Genomic DNA, 15,895 nt, shown 5'->3' on the forward strand with positions numbered 1-15,895 from the left:
GCCCTGCCCTTCGCCGCGAAATGGGCTGGTGCAGCGGGGCAAAAGCTTTCAAAATGAGAACGATACGCGGGGAGCCCACGCATCCATGAACAGCAGCGGGTTGCAGGTCGAGGACGAAGAATCAGGCTCCGGGCAGGTCATCCGCCTTTCGGGACCGCTGACGGTGCGCGAACTCGCGGGCCTGCAGGCGCAGTTGCTCGCGGCGCCGCCTGCCCCGGTCATCGACCTCACCCGGGTCACGCGGATCGACACCGCCGGGGCCTGGGCGCTGGCCACCTACGAAGGCCGGGTCGCGGCACAAGGCGGCGCGCTGCGCTATCGCGGCGCGAGCGAAGCCGCCGATCTGCTTTTGGCCACGGTACGCCGCGCCCTGCCGGTGCCCGAGCCCGCGCCCGCCACCCCGACAGGCCTTACGGCGCTTCTCGAGACGACGGGGCGCCGGGTCATAGGCGGCCTGCACTTCCTGCGCGGGCTGCTGGAGTTTCTCGGGATGTTCCTCGCCGGGCTCTTCCGCGCGGTGATCCACCCGCGCGAGTTCCGCTTCACGGCGCTGGTCGCCCATTGCGACGATGTCGGCCTGCGGGCCGTGCCGATCGTGTCGCTCATGGCCTTCCTGATCGGCGTTGTTCTCGCGTTTCAGGGCGCGACCCAGCTGCGGCAGTTCGGGGCCGAGGTCTTCGTGGTCGATCTCATTGCGATCTCTGTGCTGCGCGAGCTGGGGATCCTGCTTACGGCGATCATCGTCGCAGGCCGGACCGCGTCGGCCTTTTGCGCCGCCATCGGCTCGATGAAGATGCGCCAGGAGATCGACGCCATGCGCACGCTCGGACTCGACCCGGTGACGGTGCTCTTCGTGCCGCGCATCCTCGCGCTGTTGCTGATGCTGCCGATCCTCGGGCTGATCGCGGATATCATGGGGCTCTTCGGCGGCGCGCTGATGTCCTGGATCGAGCTTGGGATCTCGCCCTCGATGTTCCGCACCCGGCTGATCTCTGACACCGACATCAGCAACGTCGTCGTCGGGCTCATCAAGGCGCCGGTCTTCGCGGTGATCATCGGCGTGGTTGGCTGCCACGCCGGGATGCAAGTCAAGGGCGACGCGGAATCGCTCGGGCGGCAGACCTCGAGCGCCGTGGTCACCGCCATCTTCGCGGTCATCGTCGCTGACGCCCTGTTCTCGATCTTCTTTGCCGAGGTGGGACTGTGAGCCCGGAACAGGACAAAGTGGTGCTCATCCGCGTGCGCGGGCTGCGCACCCAGTTCGGCACCCACGTGGTGCACGACGGTCTGGACCTTGACGTCTACCGGGGCGAGGTTCTGGGCGTGGTCGGCGGCTCGGGTACCGGCAAGTCGGTGCTGTTGCGCGCCATCACCGGGCTCGAGCGCCCGACCGCGGGCCGGATCGAGGCCTTCGGAACCGAGGTGCTGACCGCCTCGGCAGAAGACCGCGCCCGGCTCGACGACCACTGGGGGGTGATGTTCCAGGACGGGGCGCTTTTCTCCTCGCTCACCGTGCGCGAGAATGTCGAAGTGCCGTTGCGCCGGATCGCCGAGCTAACACCCGAGCTGCGGCGGGCGCTGGCGGATCTCAAGATCTCGCTCGTCGGCCTGCCTTACCGCGCAGGCGATGCCGCCCCGTCGGAGCTTTCGGGCGGGATGCGCAAGCGCGCCGGGCTGGCGCGGGCCCTGGCGCTCGACCCCGAGATCGTCTTCCTTGACGAGCCGACCGCCGGGCTCGATCCGATCGGCGCCTCGGCCTTCGATGAGCTGATCAAAACGCTGAGCGACGCGCTGGGGCTGACCGTCTTTCTTGTCACCCATGATCTCGACACGCTCTATGCAACCTGCGACCGTATCGCGGTGCTGGCCGAGAAGCGGGTGCTCGTCACCGGCACGCTGCCCCAGATGCTGGAGGTCGATCACCCATGGGTGCAGGAATATTTCACCGGACCAAGAGCGCGGCTCGCGCGCGACGCGGTTCGGGCCGACACCAAGACCGAGGCTGACTGACCATGGAAACCCGCGCCAACTACGTGCTTGTCGGAGCCTTCGCCATCGCGGGCTTTATCGGGCTGCTCGGCTTTCTGCTGTGGTTCGCCAACGTCGAGCTGGACAAGCAGTTTGACTATTACGACATCGACTTCCCCTCGGTCTCGGGCCTGTCGATCGCTTCCGAGGTGCGCTTTGCCGGGCTGCCGGTGGGACAGGTGGTCGGCCTCGGCCTCTCGCCGGAGCAGAACGGCACGGTTCGGGTCCGCGTCGAGGTCACCGCGGGCACCCCGGTGCGCAGCAACTCCACTGCCACAATTGAGGCGCAGGGCGTCACCGGCGTCAGCTATGTCAGCATCGCCCCGGGCAGCCCCGGCGCGCGGCTGCTGTCCGATCAGACAGGTGAGCAGGTGCCGCGTATAGACGCCGGCCAGTCGGCCCTGCAATCGCTCACTGAATCCGCGCCCGAGATCTTCGACGAGACGCTGGAACTGGTACGCAGCCTGCGCGCGCTCCTCGGCTCCGAGAACCAGCAGCGTGTCGTCACCATCCTGACCAATGTCGAGCAGGCCTCAGCCGAGCTGTCGCAGACGCTGCAGGATGTCTCCGGCGTGACCGGTGCGGTCTCGACCTTCACCGACCAGATGGACCGCTTCAACGCGAGCGTCGAGGGTATGACCGGCGACGTGGCGGGCGTGCTCGCCGACGCGCAGGAGACCTTGCGCGCGATCACCACTCTGTCTGAAGAGGCTCGCGCACTTGTCGCCCAAGGCACTGGGACCGCTGCCGCGGCTGAGAGCTACATCACCGGCCGGCTGGGCCCCGCGACCGAGCAGCTACAGGGCACAGTCTCTGAGATCGAGGCGCGCTTCGCCCGCCTGAGCGACCGCGCAGAGACCCTGGCCGAGACCTTCACCGAGACCGGCAGCGCCGCCAGCGCCCGGCTGGCCGAGGCGCAGGGCACATTGGCTGGCCTCGACGGGCTCATCGCCGATCTGTCGCAGACCTCGCGCAGCGTCGACGGGGCGGCGCAGCGGCTCGACGGGTTGCTCGCCGGCGACGGTGCCGCGCTGATCGCCGAGCTGCGCACCGCGACCGCCGAGGCGACCTCGGTGATCCAGGGCTTCGGCGACAGCACCGGTGCCGATCTGAGAGCCATCTTCGAGGACATCCGCACCGCCACCCGCTCGGCGGTGCAGACCATCGAAACGGTGGGCGCCGATCTCAGTTCGGCCTCCGGGCAGCTTGATGGGCTCGCAGGGGAGGCCTCGGAGACGCTGGAGGTGGCGCGTTCGACCTTCGCCGCCGCCAATGTCACGCTCTCCTCGATCAATGGCACGCTAGAAACCGGGGACCGCGCGCTCTCGGCCGCCGAGCGGGCTTTTGACGGCGCCGACCGGGCGATCACCCACGAACTCGGCCCGATCGCGGCGCAGCTGCGCGGCACGCTGGCCGAGCTCGAGGCGGCGATCTCCCAGGTGTCGGGCGACATCCCCGGGATCACCAGCGAACTGCGCGCCGCCAGCAGATCCGCCGCCGCGGCCTTTTCGGGACTCGAGGGCGCGGTCGGCGAGACCCGCCCGGCCCTGCGCGATTTCAGCGCCACCGCCCTGCCGCAGTTCAGCCGGCTCGCCGCCGAGGCGCGCGCGCTCATCGACAATCTCGACGCGCTCACCACGCAGCTCCGTCGAAACCCGACCCGCTTTTTCCTCGACGACCGTGCCCCAGAATACCGAAGGTAGCCCCATGTTCCCGAGACCCCTCCTGCCCGTCCTCGCCCTCGCGCTCGGCACCTCCGGCTGCGCCGCGATCTCGGCGCTCGACAGCGCCTCGGAAGCGCTCGATGTCTACGAGCTGCAAACGCCCGCCATCGAGGGCGCGGCGCGGCGCGGCTGGGCCGAGCTTGTGGTCGAACCGCCGATCGCCAGCGGCGCGCTGAGCACCGACCGCATCATGATCCGGCCCGCGCCGCTTCAGGCACAATACCTGCCCGGCGCGCGCTGGTCCGACGAGACCCCCGCCATGCTGCAGACGCTTCTGGTACGCAGCCTTGCCGAGACCGGCGCCTTTGCCTCGGTCGGCCGCGCGCCGCTTGGCGCGCAGGGCGACTACGCGCTGCTGGGCGAGCTGACAGATTTCCAGGCCGAGAGCCTTGGCTCCGAGGGGCCGGTCTCGGTGCACCTGCGGCTGATACTGCGGCTGGTGCGCGAGCGCGACTCGGCGGTGGTGGCGAGCCGCACCTTCGAGGTGCGCGAACCCGCGGCGGACGACGAGACCACGACCGTCGTCGCCGCCTTCGACCGGGCCTCGCGGCGGATGATCTCCGAGATCCTGCCCTGGGCGGTGCGCGCCGGGAGCTGAGCCTCTCGGTCATTCACATCTTCCGCCTGCGTCACTTCGCGGTGCTGACAGGCGGCGCCGCGCCGCCTATACTCGGGGTCTGTCGAGACGAGGCTCATCCTGGGGAGGAACGCATGGCTTCCGCATCACGACGACTTTTGCTGAAAACCTACAGCGCTTGGATCGAGGCGGACGCGGCCTTTCGCGCCGCGCAGAGCAACCTGGCCGGGTTCTTCCCGGGCCGCCAGACGCATTTGTCGGTGCAGATCGGCAACCGCGGCTCGAAAGTGCGCCAGCTCTACAACGCGCGGCAGAGGGCGCTCGAAAAGCTGCAGCTCGCGCGCAGGCAGGCGCTGCTGGAGCGCGAGGCACGGCGGCGCCAAACACGGGTGAACCTGTTGCTGGTCTACGCGGGCTGAGCCGCACCCCGCGCTGCGAGCCCAAACCACCGGACACTGAAAAAGGCGCAGCCAGAGCCGCGCCTTTTCGCTGCATCGCCCAGAGGGCCCTACTGCGCCACCAGCCGCTCCAGCAGCGTTGCGGGGGTCACCGTGCCAATCCGCACGCCGCCCCGCGTCACCGCCACCGGCGCGTTGCGTTCGGTCATCGCGGCGGCGAACTCGAGCACCGGGGTCTCCTCGTCGACCTCGACCTCGGCGGGCGCTTCTGAGGGCTTCATCACGTCCTTGGCCCGCAGGAAGCTGAGCGGGTTGGAATGGGCCACGAACTCGGCCACGTAGTCGTTCGCCGGATCACTGGCGATCTGGTTCGGCGTGCCGCATTGCACGATGCGACCGCCCTCCATGATCGCGATGCGGTTGCCGATCTTGAAGGCCTCGTCGAGATCGTGACTGACGAAGATGATCGTCCGCTTGAGCTTAGACTGCAGTTCCAGAAGCTCGTCCTGCAGCTTGCTGCGGATCAGCGGGTCGAGCGCCGAGAAGGGTTCGTCCATCAGCAGGATCGGTGCCTCGGTGGCAAAGGCGCGGGCAAGGCCGACGCGCTGTTGCATCCCGCCCGAAAGCTCGCCCACCTTGTTGTCGGCCCAGTTCGACAGGCCGACCAGTTCGAGCTGCTCCATCACCTTGGCACGGCGGGCCGCCTTGCCCATGCCGCCCAGCTCCAGTCCGAGCCCGACGTTTTCGGCGACCGAGCGCCAGGGGAGCAGGCCGAATTGCTGGAACACCATGGCCACCCGCTCGCGGCGGATGCGGCGCAGGTCGGCGGAGGAGGCGTCGGTGACATTGACCATGCGCGCGCCCTCACGCACATGCACGCCGCCGCGCACCACCGGGTTGAGCCCGTTGACGCCGCGCAGAAGCGTCGACTTTCCCGAGCCCGAGAGGCCCATGAGCACGAGGATCTCACCCTCCTCGACGTCGAGCGAGCAATCGTGCACGCCGAGCACCTGGTCGGTCTTCTTCTGGATCGTGGCGCGGTCCAGCCCCTGGTCCATCAGTGGCAGCGCCTCTTCCGGCGCGTCGCCGAAGACGATGGAAACATTGTCGATCTTCACGGCCGTGGTCATTTCTTGTCGCCTCCGAGGTTGAGCAGGCGGTCGAGCAGGATGGCCACGACCACGATCACCAGTCCGCTCTCGAAACCGAGCGAGGTGTTCACCTGGTTGAGCGCCCGCACCACCGGCACGCCGAGCCCGTCAGCGCCGACCAGAGCGGCAATCACCACCATCGACAGCGCAAGCATGATGGTCTGGTTCAGCCCGGCCATGATCTGCGGCAGCGCATAGGGGAGTTCGGCCTTGAACAGAACGTCGCGGTTGGTGCCCCCGAAAGCCCGGACGGCCTCGGTCAGCTGCTGCGGCGTCGAGGAGATGCCGAGCTGGGTCAGGCGGATCGGCGCGGGCAGCACGAAGATCACCGTGGCGATGAGCCCCGGCACCATGCCGATGCCGAAGAAGACGATCGCCGGAATAAGGTAGACGAAGGTGGGCAGCGTCTGCATCAAATCGAGCACCGGGCGCAGCACGGCGTAGAGCCGGGGCCGGTGCGCGGCAGCGATGCCCACCGGCACGCCGATCGCCATGCAGACCACGCAGGCCGACAGCACCAGCGTCAGGCTCTCCGTGGTCTCCTCCCAGTAGCCCTGGTTGAGGATGAACAGAAAGCCGAGCGCGACGAAGGCACAGACCTTCCAGCTGCGCTGCAGAAGCCAGGCGATCAGCATGAAGGCGGCGATGATGAAGAACGGGTTGGGCTCCTGCAGAACCCAGAGGATGCCCTCGATCATCGCCTCGAGAACGACGGAGAGCAGGTCGAGCAGCCCCTCGGCGTGGTCACGGATGCCCTCGAAGATGAAGGCCGCGAAGTCGCCGACGGGAATCTTGTATGAAGTGAGCCAATCCAAGGCTGCGCTCCTTATGATGAGCAGTCAGGAGAAGGATGTCGTCTGGCTCCGCGCCGGAACGCGAAGCCAAGCTGCGACAGCCAGGATCAGAGACCCAGGGCCGATTTCACCGCCGGAAGCGCCGGCTCGCCGTCCAGCGTGGTCACGCCGTCGAGCCAGCTATCGAGCACGTCCGGGTTCGCAGCAAGCCAGGCTTCCGCCGCCGCGTCCGACTTCTCGCCGTCATTGAGGATCGCGCCCATGATCTCGTTCTCCATCTGCAGCGAGAACTCGAGGTTGGTCAGCAGCTTGCCGACGTTCGGGCATTCCTCGACATAGCCGGCGCGGGTGTTGGTATAAACCGTGGCGCCGCCGAAATCCGGGCCGAACCAGTCATCCCCGCCCGACAGGTAGGTAAGATCGAAGTTCGCGTTCATCGGGTGCGGCTCCCAGCCGAGGAAGACGATGGGGTCATCCTTTTTCGACAGGCGTGCCACCTGGCTCAGCATGCCCTGTTCCGAGCTTTCCTTGACGTCGAAGTCCTTCAGCCCGAAGGCATCCGCCTCGATCATGTCCATGATCAGCCGGTTGCCATCGTTGCCGGGCTCAATGCCATAAATGGTTTCGTCCAGATCATCGGCGTGGGCAGCGATGTCGGCGAAATCCTTGATTCCCAGTGCGGCGCCTGCGGCATTGGTGGCCAGCGTGTACTTCGCGCCCTCGAGGTTGGCGCGCACCGTGTCGACGGTGCCGGCCTCGCGGTAGGGGGCAATGTCGGCCTCCATCGTGGGCATCCAGTTGCCGAGGAAGACATCCATGTCACCCTCTTCCAGCGACACGTAGGTCACCGGCACGGAAAGCACGCTGATCTCAGTGTCATAGCCCATCGCCTCCAGCACGGTCGTGGTGGCTGCCGTGGTGGCGGTGATGTCCGTCCATCCCACATCCGAGAACCTGACTTTGGAGCAATCTGCAACGGCGGCGCTTGCGCAAAGAGCGATGGCGGAGGTGGTCAGTACGAGTTTCATAGGGTCCCCTTTTGAGGTTAGCGTGATGAATCTGAGATATTGATTGACGAGTCAATTAATGACAGGCTATCCCGGAAAAGCAACCAAAAATCTCTGGGAGCCCCACATGGCCCGCAAATCCGAGGAAGAAAGACGCAGGGATCTGATCGCTGCGACGATCCGCGAGATCGGTGCCTCGGGCACGCTCAACGTCACGACCAGCCAGATCGCCAAGCGCGCCGGGGTCTCGCCGGGGCTCGCGTTCCACTACTTCCACGACAAGGACACGCTTTTTCTCGCCGCGATGCGGTCTATCCTGTCGGACTACAAGGCAGACGTGACCCGGGCGCTAGCGAGCGCCATCACCCCCGAAGACCGCGTGAATGCCATCGTCCAGGCCAGTTTCGGCATGGGCAGCTTCCGCCGCGAGGCGATCTCGGCATGGGTGAATTTTTACGCACTCGCGCTGCGCTCGGAAGAGGCGCGGCGGCTGCTCTATCTCTATCAGCGCCGGCTGCACAGCAATCTGGTCTACGCGCTGCGCCCCAGAATCGGTGAACGCGCCCCGGATGTGGCACGGCGAATCGGTGGCCTGATCGACGGGCTGTATCTGCGCTACGCGCTCGACACCAAGATGCTGCGCCCGCCCGAAGAGGCGGTCGGCGCGGTCGACGGCTCGGAGGGGGCGCAGCACGTGCTGCGCGCCATCGCCGCCGAATGCACCGAAGTCCACGAAAACGACGACATCTCCATGGCGGACGCCGATCCGGCGCCCATGGCCCCCCTTGCAGGACCTCAGGAGTAATCATGACCTCTGCTTACCAACCCGCTGGCAGCCACTTCATCAACGGCGCCTATGTCGATGACACCGCAGGGGAAAAGATCGAGGTGATCTACCCCCACACCGGAAAGGTGATCGCCACCCTGCACGCCGCCACCCCGGCGATCATCGAGCAGGCGCTGGCCTCGGCAAAAGCCGCGCAGGCCGAATGGGGCGCACTGTCGGGCACCGAGCGCGGCCGCGTGCTGCGCAAGGCGGCTGACCTGCTGCGCGAGCGCAACCGCGAGCTGTCCGAGATCGAAACCCATGACACCGGCAAGCCGATGTCCGAGACGCTGATTGCCGATGCCGCCTCTGGCGCCGATGCGCTGGAATACTTCGGTGGTCTTGCGGGCACGCTGACCGGCGAGCACATCCCGGTGGCAGGCGGCGATTTCGTCTACACCCGCCGCGAGCCGCTCGGCGTCTGCGTCGGCATCGGCGCCTGGAACTACCCGATCCAGATCGCCAGCTGGAAGGCTGCGCCCGCGCTGGCCTGCGGCAACGCGATGATCTTCAAGCCCTCCGAGACGACCCCGCTGACGGCGCTCAAGCTCGCCGAGATCCTGATCGAAGCCGGCGCGCCTGCGGGCATCTTCAACGTCGTGCAGGGCTATGGCGCCGTCGGCGCGTCGCTGATCACGGATCCGCGCGTCGACAAGGTCTCGCTCACCGGCTCGGTGCCCACGGGCCGCAAGGTCTACGCCGCCGCCGCCGACGGCATCCGCCATGTCACCATGGAACTGGGCGGCAAGTCCCCGATCGTGGTCTTCGACGATGCCGACCTCGAAAGCGCCGTCGCTGCCGCGATCAATGGCAACTTCTATTCCACCGGCCAGATCTGCTCGAACGGCACCCGCGTCTTCGTGCAGGAGGGGCTGTATGAGACATTCGTCGCCCGGGTCGCCGAGCGCATGGAGAACGCCGTGATCGGCGATCCGATGGGCGAGGCCACCACCATCGGTCCGATGGTCTCGGCCCGCCAGCGCAGCATCGTCGAGGGCTACATTGCCAAGGGCGTCGAAGAAGGGGCGCGGCTGGTGAAGGGTGGCAAGGTGCTGGACGGCGCGGGCTTCTACATCGAGCCGACGCTCTTTGCCGATGTCACCGACGAGATGACCATCGCCCGCGAGGAGATCTTCGGCCCGGTCATGTCGGTGCTGAAATTCGCCACCGAGGACGAAGCACTGGCCCGCGCGAACGACACGCAGTTCGGCCTTGCCGCCGGTGTGTTCACCGCCGATCTTACCCGCGCGCACCGCATGGCCGCGGGCTTCGAGGCGGGCACCTGCTACATCAACGCCTACAACCTCACCCCGGTCGAGGCGCCCTTCGGCGGCTCCAAGATGTCGGGTGTTGGCCGCGAGAACTCCAAGGCCGCCATCGCGCATTACAGCCAGGTGAAATCGGTCTACGTCGGCATGAACCCGACCGAAGCCCCGTTCTGAAGGAGGCCGTGATGCAGGCGGACTACGTCATCGTCGGCGCGGGCTCGGCAGGCTGCGCCATCGCTTACCGGCTCGCCGAGGCGGGCAAGAAGGTCATCGTGGTGGAATTCGGCGGCACGGACGCTGGGCCCTTCATCCAGATGCCCGGCGCGCTCTCCTACCCGATGAACATGAAGCGCTACGACTGGGGCTTCGAGTCCGAGCCCGAGCCGCATCTTGGCGGGCGCCGCCTTGCCACGCCGCGCGGCAAGGTGCTGGGCGGCTCGTCCTCGATCAACGGCATGGTCTACGTGCGCGGCCACGCGCGGGACTTCGACACTTGGGAAGAGATGGGCGCGCAGGGCTGGGCCTATGCCGACGTGCTGCCCTACTACAAGCGCATGGAGAGCTGGCACGAGGGCGGTCACGGCGGTGATCCGGACTGGCGCGGCACCTCGGGCCCGCTGCACGTCTCGCGCGGCAAGCGCGACAATCCCCTCACCCGCGCCTTCGTCGAGGCCGGGGTGCAGGCGGGCTACGAGGCGACCCATGACTACAACGGCGAGAAGCAGGAGGGCTTCGGCCCCTTCGACGCGACCATCCACAAGGGCGAGCGCTGGTCGGCCTACAAGGCCTACCTCAAGCCCGCCATCGCCACCGGCAATGTCGAAGTGGTGCGCGGGCTCGCACGCAAGGTCGTGATCGAGAACGGCCGCGCCACCGGCCTCGAGATCGAGCGCAAGGGCAAGGTCGAGGTGATCACGGTCGGCAAGGAAGTGATCCTCGCGGCCTCCTCGATCAACTCGCCGAAGCTGCTGATGCACTCGGGGATCGGCCCGGCCGAGCACCTCAGGGAACACGGCATCGAGGTCGTCGCCGACCGTCCCGGCGTCGGGCAGAACCTTCAGGACCACCTCGAGCTCTACATCCAGCAGGCGGCGACGCAGCCGGTGTCGCTGTTCAAGTACTGGAACCTCTTCGGCAAGGCTTATGTCGGCGCGCAATGGCTCTTCACCCGCAAGGGCCCGGGCGCCTCGAACCAGTTCGAGAGCTGCGCCTTCGTGCGCTCGAAGCCGGGCGTGGAATACCCCGACATCCAGTACCACTTCCTGCCCATCGCCGTGCGCTACGACGGCAAGGCAGCCGCCGAGGGACACGGCTTCCAGGCCCACGTCGGCCCGATGCGCTCGAAATCGCGCGGCGCGGTGACGCTGAAGTCCGCCGACCCCAAGGACGCTCCCAGCATCTTCTTCAATTACATGTCGCATGAGGATGACTGGGCCGATTTCCGCACCTGCATCCGCCTCACCCGCGAGATCTTCGGCCAGGAGGCCTTTGCCCCCTACCGTGGCCACGAGATCCAGCCCGGAGACTCCTTCCAGACGGACGAGGAGCTGAACGATTTCATCCGCGCGCATGCCGAAAGCGCCTACCACCCCTGCGGCACCTGCCGCATGGGCGCGGCGAGCGATCAGATGGCCGTGGTCGATCCCGAGTGCCGGGTGATCGGCGTCGAGGGGCTGCGCGTTGCCGACAGTTCGATCTTTCCGCAGATCACCAACGGCAACCTCAACGCGCCCTCGATCATGACCGGAGAGAAGGCCTCGGATCATATCCTCGGCAAGCAGCCCCTGCCCCGCGACAACGCCCAGCCGTGGGTGCATCCGGAGTGGAGAACGGCACAGCGCTGACGCCTTTCGCGCGCCGCCACACCGGCGGCGCGGATGCTGCCTAGGGATGACCCGGCGTTGCACAACTCCCTGATGCCGCGACTCACTTTTCAGGCTACGCTTGTCCCAGGCAAGAGCAGGACAAGAAGATGATCACCCCATCCCCCCGACCATGGGTCAGGGCGGGCGCATTGATCGTCGCACTGGCGGCAACCCTGGGTGGTTGCGGCAGTTCGGCGCCACGCACCGTGACCCTCTCCCCAAGCGAAACCCAGGCGCTCTACGTGCGAGAGAACCGCGCCTCCGGCATCCCCCACCGCTTCGGCGACACCAAGCCGCATGACTGGGGCGCAATCAGCCCGGCCCGCTACCCTGTGCACGGGCTCGACGCCGCGCGCTATCAGGGCGTGATCGACTGGCACGCGGCGCGCGGCGCGGGTATCCGCTTCGGCTACCTCAAGGCGACCGAGGGTGGCGATCACATCGACCCGGCCTTCGGGCAGAACGCCGCGGGGGCCCGCTCCGCGGGCGTGCCTGTCGGTGCCTATCACTTCTACTACTTCTGCCGCCCGGCGCACGAGCAGGCCGCGTGGTTCATCGCCAACGTGCCCAAACGGCGCGGCGACCTGCCGCCGATCCTCGACATGGAGTGGAACCACCTCTCGCCCACCTGCCGCATCCGACCGCCCGCGAGCGAGGTGCGCGCCAGCATCCGCGAGTTCTCGCGGATCGTCGAGCGTCACTATGGCACCGCCCCGGTGATCTACACGACGCCGGACTTCTACGCCCGCAACGATCTCGGCAGCCTGCGCGGCACCGAGTTCTGGCTGCGCTCGGTCACTGCACACCCCTCGGAGCGCTATCCCGACGAGCGCTGGAGCTTCTGGCAATACACCGGCACCGGGCTGGTGCCCGGGGTGCGCGGGCCGGTGGATTTGAACGCCTTCGCCGGCAACGAGGCGACCTGGCAGGCCTGGCTCGCGGCGCGCAGCCAAGGGTAGCGCCGCCCTGCACATCCTCACCCGGGACCGACCAGGCGCCGGGTGAGGCATGTACGCGTCTGTCCTCTTGCAAAAAGAACATCCTCCGGCCCGCCCCGCCACCCGGCGAACAGCCCCCGCGTGCCTTGCCACAAGCCGGAACACCCTCCCAGCCCTGCAGGCATGACACACTCCGCCGCACAGTACCCCTGCGCCCGCAAGTGCCCGGTAGGGCTTGCGTCCCCGGCCCATATCCGGTCTATCGCGCCGCGGGAGGAGGCCGGACGGAAACAAGAGACTCGGATGGCCGACGTACAGACATCAGGTGCCGCGATCACCTTCGACAAGCTGGGAAAGTCCTTCGACAAGAAGGGCTCCGGCAAGGTCATGGCGCTCGAGGATATCAGCCTCGACGTCGCCCCCGGCACGATCACCGGGATCATCGGGCGCTCCGGCGCCGGCAAATCCACGCTGCTGCGCATGGTCAACGGCCTGGAACAGCCGACCTCCGGCGCGGTCACCGTCGCCGGTCATGACGTCGGCCGCGCCAGCGGCGCGGCGCTGCGGCGCATTCGGCGCGACGTCGGGATGATCTTCCAGCACTTCAACCTGCTGAGCTCTCGCACGGTCTACGGCAACGTCGCCCTGCCGCTCGAGATCGCGGGCGTGCCCGGCGCCGAGATCAAGCGCCGCGTCGATGACCTCATCGCCCGCGTCGGCCTCGAGCAGCTCAGCAGCCGCTATCCGGCGGAACTCTCGGGCGGCCAGAAACAGCGCGTCGGCATCGCCCGCGCCCTCGCCACCCAGCCCAAGGTCCTGCTCTCGGACGAGGCCACCTCGGCGCTCGACCCCGAGACCACCCAGACCGTGCTGAAACTGCTGGCCGACATCAACCGCGACCTTGGCCTCACCATCCTGCTGATCACCCACGAAATGGCCGTGGTGCGCGACATTGCCAGCCACGTGGCGGTGATCGACGGCGGCCGCATCGTCGAGGCGGGATCGACCTACGAGGTCTTCGCCGCGCCCCAGCACCCGACGACCCGCTCGTTCCTGTCGGGGATCACCGGCATCACCTTGCCGAGCTTCATCGCCGGCAAGCTGGTCGCCGAGCGCCCGCAAGGCGACAGCCAGGAGGTGATCCGCATCACCTTTGCCGGGCAACACGCCACCGACCCGATGCTCGCCAAGCTCACCTCCGAATTGGGCATCCCGGTCAACATCCTGGCCGGCGCGATCGAGGAGATCGGCCCGCATCCCTTCGGCAACCTGCTGGTCTCGGTCGACGCGGACCGCGGCGCAGAAGCCCGCGCCTTTCTTCAACGCCACGAGCTGCTCACGGAGGTGCTGGGCTATGTCGGCTAACCTCATCAACCTGCTGATCGAAGCCACGCTTCAGACCCTCTACATGGTCGCCATCTCGGGCGCGCTCGGCACACTCTTCGGCCTGCCCATCGGCGTCTATCTGGCCGTCTCGCAACGCGGCGAGCTGCTGTCCTCGCCCTGGGTGAACAAGGTGCTCGGCCTCCTTGTCAACGCGACGCGCTCGGTTCCCTTCATCATCCTCGTGGTGGCAATCATCCCCTTCACCCGGATGATTGCCGGCACTTCGATCGGCACCACTGCCGCCGTCGTGCCGCTGACCATCGCCGCCGTGCCCTTCATCGCGCGGCTCGTCGAAAACGCCATCCGCGAGGTCGACAGCGGCCTCATCGAGGCGGCCAGGGCCATGGGCGCCACGCCCTTCCAGATCATCCGCAAGGTGCTGGTGCCCGAGGCGCTGCCCGGCATTACCCTTGGCCTGACGCTCGCCCTCGTCAGCCTCATCGGCTACTCAGCCATGGTCGGTGCCGTCGGTGGCGAAGGCCTCGGCGATCTTGGCATCCGCTACGGCTACCAGCGCTTCATGCCCGAGGTGATGCTGGCGGTGGTCGTGATCCTCATCGTGCTGGTCCAGCTCGTGCAATCCCTCGGCGAGGGTCTGGCCCGGCTGGTCGACAAGCGCGCGCCGCGCAACCGCGGCCGCTGACTCCATAATAAGAACACAGATGGAAGGAGAAATCCCATGAAGCGTATGATCCCCCTCGTCTCCGCATTGGCCCTGATGGCCGGCACCGCGATGGCCGAAGACATCAAGGTCGGTGTCTCGCCGGGCGAGCACGCCGAGATCATGGAAGAAGTGGCGAAGGTTGCCGCGCCCATGGGCCTCAACATCGACGTGGTCGAATTCTCGGACTACGTGGTGCCCAACCAGGCACTGGCCGACGGCGACATCGAGGCCAACTCGTTCCAGCACGAGCCCTACCTCGACAACCAGATGAAAGACCGCGGCTTCGAATTGGCGCCGGTGGCGACAACCATCACCACCCCGATGGGCGTCTACTCGGACAAAGTCACCGCGCTGGACGACTTCCCCGAGGGCGGCTCCATGGGCATCCCCAACGATCCCACCAACGGCGGCCGCGCGCTTCTGGTGCTGCAACAGCTCGGTCTAATCAAGCTCGCCGAGGGCACCGGCCTCGTGCCGACCGTGCTCGACGTGGTCGAGAACCCCAAGGACATGCGCTTCCAGGAGCTCGACGCGGCGCAGCTGCCGCGCTCGCTGGCCGACCTCGATGCCGCGCTGATCAACACCAACTACGCGATTGCCTCGGGCCTGAACCCGAAGGAAGACTCGATCGCCATGGAAAGCGCCGACAACCCCTACGTGAACATCATCGTGGTGCGTAAGGGCGACGAGGAGCAGCCCTGGGTGAAGCCGCTGATCGACGCCTACCACAGCCCCGAGATCAAGGCCTTCATCGAAGAGAAGTACCACGGCACCGTGCTGACCTCCTGGTAAGCCGCGGTCGGCGGGCGCCCTGCCCGCCGCGCCATGAAAAGCAAAGGCCCGCCGCGGATGTCGCGGCGGGCCTTTTCCATTGTGCTCGGCGGGGGGGGGGCAGCCCATGTGCTCTGACGCATACTCCCCCGGGCTGGCCGGGAAGACCACGGTCAGAAGGAAGGTCCTGCTCTGCGCAACCCCATCCTTGTGCGCCTCTTCTTGAGCCATCACTCTGGCAAAAGGCGCATCGCATCAGACACTTTCAGCGGCAAGTTCGCGTGCTCCGACCTTCAGGAGGTGGAGCAGGTGCGGAGCGAAGCTGTTCCACACGTCGATGCGGAAGCGGGTTTCGGCGTCGCGCCAGAGGATCACGGTGGCGCCGTCGAAGAGCGTGCGGCGGGCGGAGCCGACCGGGATCGCGTCGATGTCGCGGGCGCATCCGATGGTCATCAGCTCGGCGGCGCGCGGGCCTTCGATGACGAAGCTCACCTCGCG

General features: G+C 67.1%; 15 protein-coding genes and 1 pseudogene. 12 read left to right on the forward strand and 4 right to left on the reverse strand.

Translation table 11 applies throughout. The features are described from left to right. Positions 1–85: 85 nt before the first annotated feature. The 5 genes from G0Q01_RS18080 to G0Q01_RS18100 all read left to right on the forward strand — a co-directional run bounded on the left by G0Q01_RS18080 (position 86) and on the right by G0Q01_RS18100 (position 4,748). Positions 86–1,207: an ABC transporter permease gene (locus G0Q01_RS18080; RefSeq protein WP_164197090.1), complete on the forward strand. Its 1,122-nt coding sequence runs from the start codon at positions 86–88 to the stop codon at positions 1,205–1,207. Continuing rightward, the gene (locus tag G0Q01_RS18085) at positions 1,204–2,010 is read left to right on the forward strand and encodes an ABC transporter ATP-binding protein (RefSeq protein WP_164197089.1); all 807 of its coding nucleotides are present in this window, start codon (positions 1,204–1,206) and stop codon (positions 2,008–2,010) included. Before G0Q01_RS18080 ends, G0Q01_RS18085 begins: the two co-directional genes overlap by 4 nt. 2 nt (positions 2,011–2,012) lie before the next feature. After that, the gene (locus tag G0Q01_RS18090) at positions 2,013–3,731 is read left to right on the forward strand and encodes an MlaD family protein (protein ID WP_164197088.1); all 1,719 of its coding nucleotides are present in this window, start codon (positions 2,013–2,015) and stop codon (positions 3,729–3,731) included. Between the two features lie 4 nt (positions 3,732–3,735). Then, positions 3,736–4,350 (forward strand): ABC-type transport auxiliary lipoprotein family protein, encoded by a 615-nt coding sequence (locus tag G0Q01_RS18095; protein WP_164213693.1) that lies wholly within the window; start codon positions 3,736–3,738, stop codon positions 4,348–4,350. A gap of 113 nt (positions 4,351–4,463) precedes the next feature. Next, entirely contained in the window at positions 4,464–4,748 is a 285-nt protein-coding gene (locus G0Q01_RS18100) for a hypothetical protein (RefSeq protein WP_164197086.1), read from the forward strand. A gap of 89 nt (positions 4,749–4,837) precedes the next feature. Here G0Q01_RS18100 and choV read toward each other — a convergent pair whose 3' ends face one another. From choV to choX, 3 genes are all read right to left on the reverse strand, one after another. Next, positions 4,838–5,857, reverse strand: coding sequence for a choline ABC transporter ATP-binding protein (gene choV, locus G0Q01_RS18105; RefSeq protein WP_108969207.1), 1,020 nt, complete (start codon positions 5,855–5,857; stop codon positions 4,838–4,840). Next, positions 5,854–6,693, reverse strand: a complete 840-nt coding sequence (gene choW, locus G0Q01_RS18110) for a choline ABC transporter permease subunit (RefSeq protein WP_164197085.1) — start codon at positions 6,691–6,693, stop codon at positions 5,854–5,856. The genes choV and choW overlap by 4 nt, the downstream gene beginning before the upstream one ends. An 86-nt stretch (positions 6,694–6,779) precedes the next feature. Next, positions 6,780–7,700 (reverse strand): choline ABC transporter substrate-binding protein, encoded by a 921-nt coding sequence (gene choX / locus G0Q01_RS18115; protein WP_164197084.1) that lies wholly within the window; start codon positions 7,698–7,700, stop codon positions 6,780–6,782. A 106-nt stretch (positions 7,701–7,806) separates the two neighbouring features. Here choX and betI point away from each other — a divergent pair, with 106 nt between their 5' ends. From betI to G0Q01_RS18150, 7 genes are all read left to right on the forward strand, one after another. After that, on the forward strand, positions 7,807–8,484 hold the full coding sequence (betI, locus tag G0Q01_RS18120; RefSeq protein WP_108969212.1) for a transcriptional regulator BetI: 678 nt from the start codon (positions 7,807–7,809) through the stop codon (positions 8,482–8,484). A 2-nt stretch (positions 8,485–8,486) separates the two neighbouring features. Beyond that, positions 8,487–9,947 carry a betaine-aldehyde dehydrogenase gene (gene betB / locus G0Q01_RS18125; protein ID WP_164197083.1) on the forward strand — a complete coding sequence of 487 codons (1,461 nt, stop codon included), beginning with the start codon at positions 8,487–8,489 and terminating at the stop codon, positions 9,945–9,947. Positions 9,948–9,958: 11 nt separating this feature from the next. Next, positions 9,959–11,617 (forward strand): choline dehydrogenase, encoded by a 1,659-nt coding sequence (betA, locus tag G0Q01_RS18130; protein WP_164197082.1) that lies wholly within the window; start codon positions 9,959–9,961, stop codon positions 11,615–11,617. Between the two features lie 128 nt (positions 11,618–11,745). Then, positions 11,746–12,597 carry a GH25 family lysozyme gene (locus G0Q01_RS18135; protein ID WP_164197081.1) on the forward strand — a complete coding sequence of 284 codons (852 nt, stop codon included), beginning with the start codon at positions 11,746–11,748 and terminating at the stop codon, positions 12,595–12,597. A gap of 282 nt (positions 12,598–12,879) precedes the next feature. After that, complete coding sequence (locus G0Q01_RS18140; protein WP_108969219.1) at positions 12,880–13,941, forward strand: methionine ABC transporter ATP-binding protein; 1,062 nt, start codon at positions 12,880–12,882, stop codon at positions 13,939–13,941. Continuing rightward, complete coding sequence (locus G0Q01_RS18145) at positions 13,931–14,605, forward strand: methionine ABC transporter permease (protein WP_164197080.1); 675 nt, start codon at positions 13,931–13,933, stop codon at positions 14,603–14,605. Before G0Q01_RS18140 ends, G0Q01_RS18145 begins: the two co-directional genes overlap by 11 nt. Positions 14,606–14,641: 36 nt before the next feature. After that, the gene (locus tag G0Q01_RS18150) at positions 14,642–15,418 is read left to right on the forward strand and encodes a MetQ/NlpA family ABC transporter substrate-binding protein (RefSeq protein ID WP_164197079.1); all 777 of its coding nucleotides are present in this window, start codon (positions 14,642–14,644) and stop codon (positions 15,416–15,418) included. A 234-nt stretch (positions 15,419–15,652) separates the two neighbouring features. On the opposite strand, the pseudogene G0Q01_RS18155 reads toward G0Q01_RS18150, so the two are convergent. Further along, positions 15,653–15,895: pseudogene (locus tag G0Q01_RS18155) on the reverse strand (sarcosine oxidase subunit gamma); the annotation flags it as partial.

Source organism: Salipiger sp. PrR007, from assembly GCF_010499845.1.
Lineage (GTDB): Bacteria > Pseudomonadota > Alphaproteobacteria > Rhodobacterales > Rhodobacteraceae > Salipiger > Salipiger pacificus_A.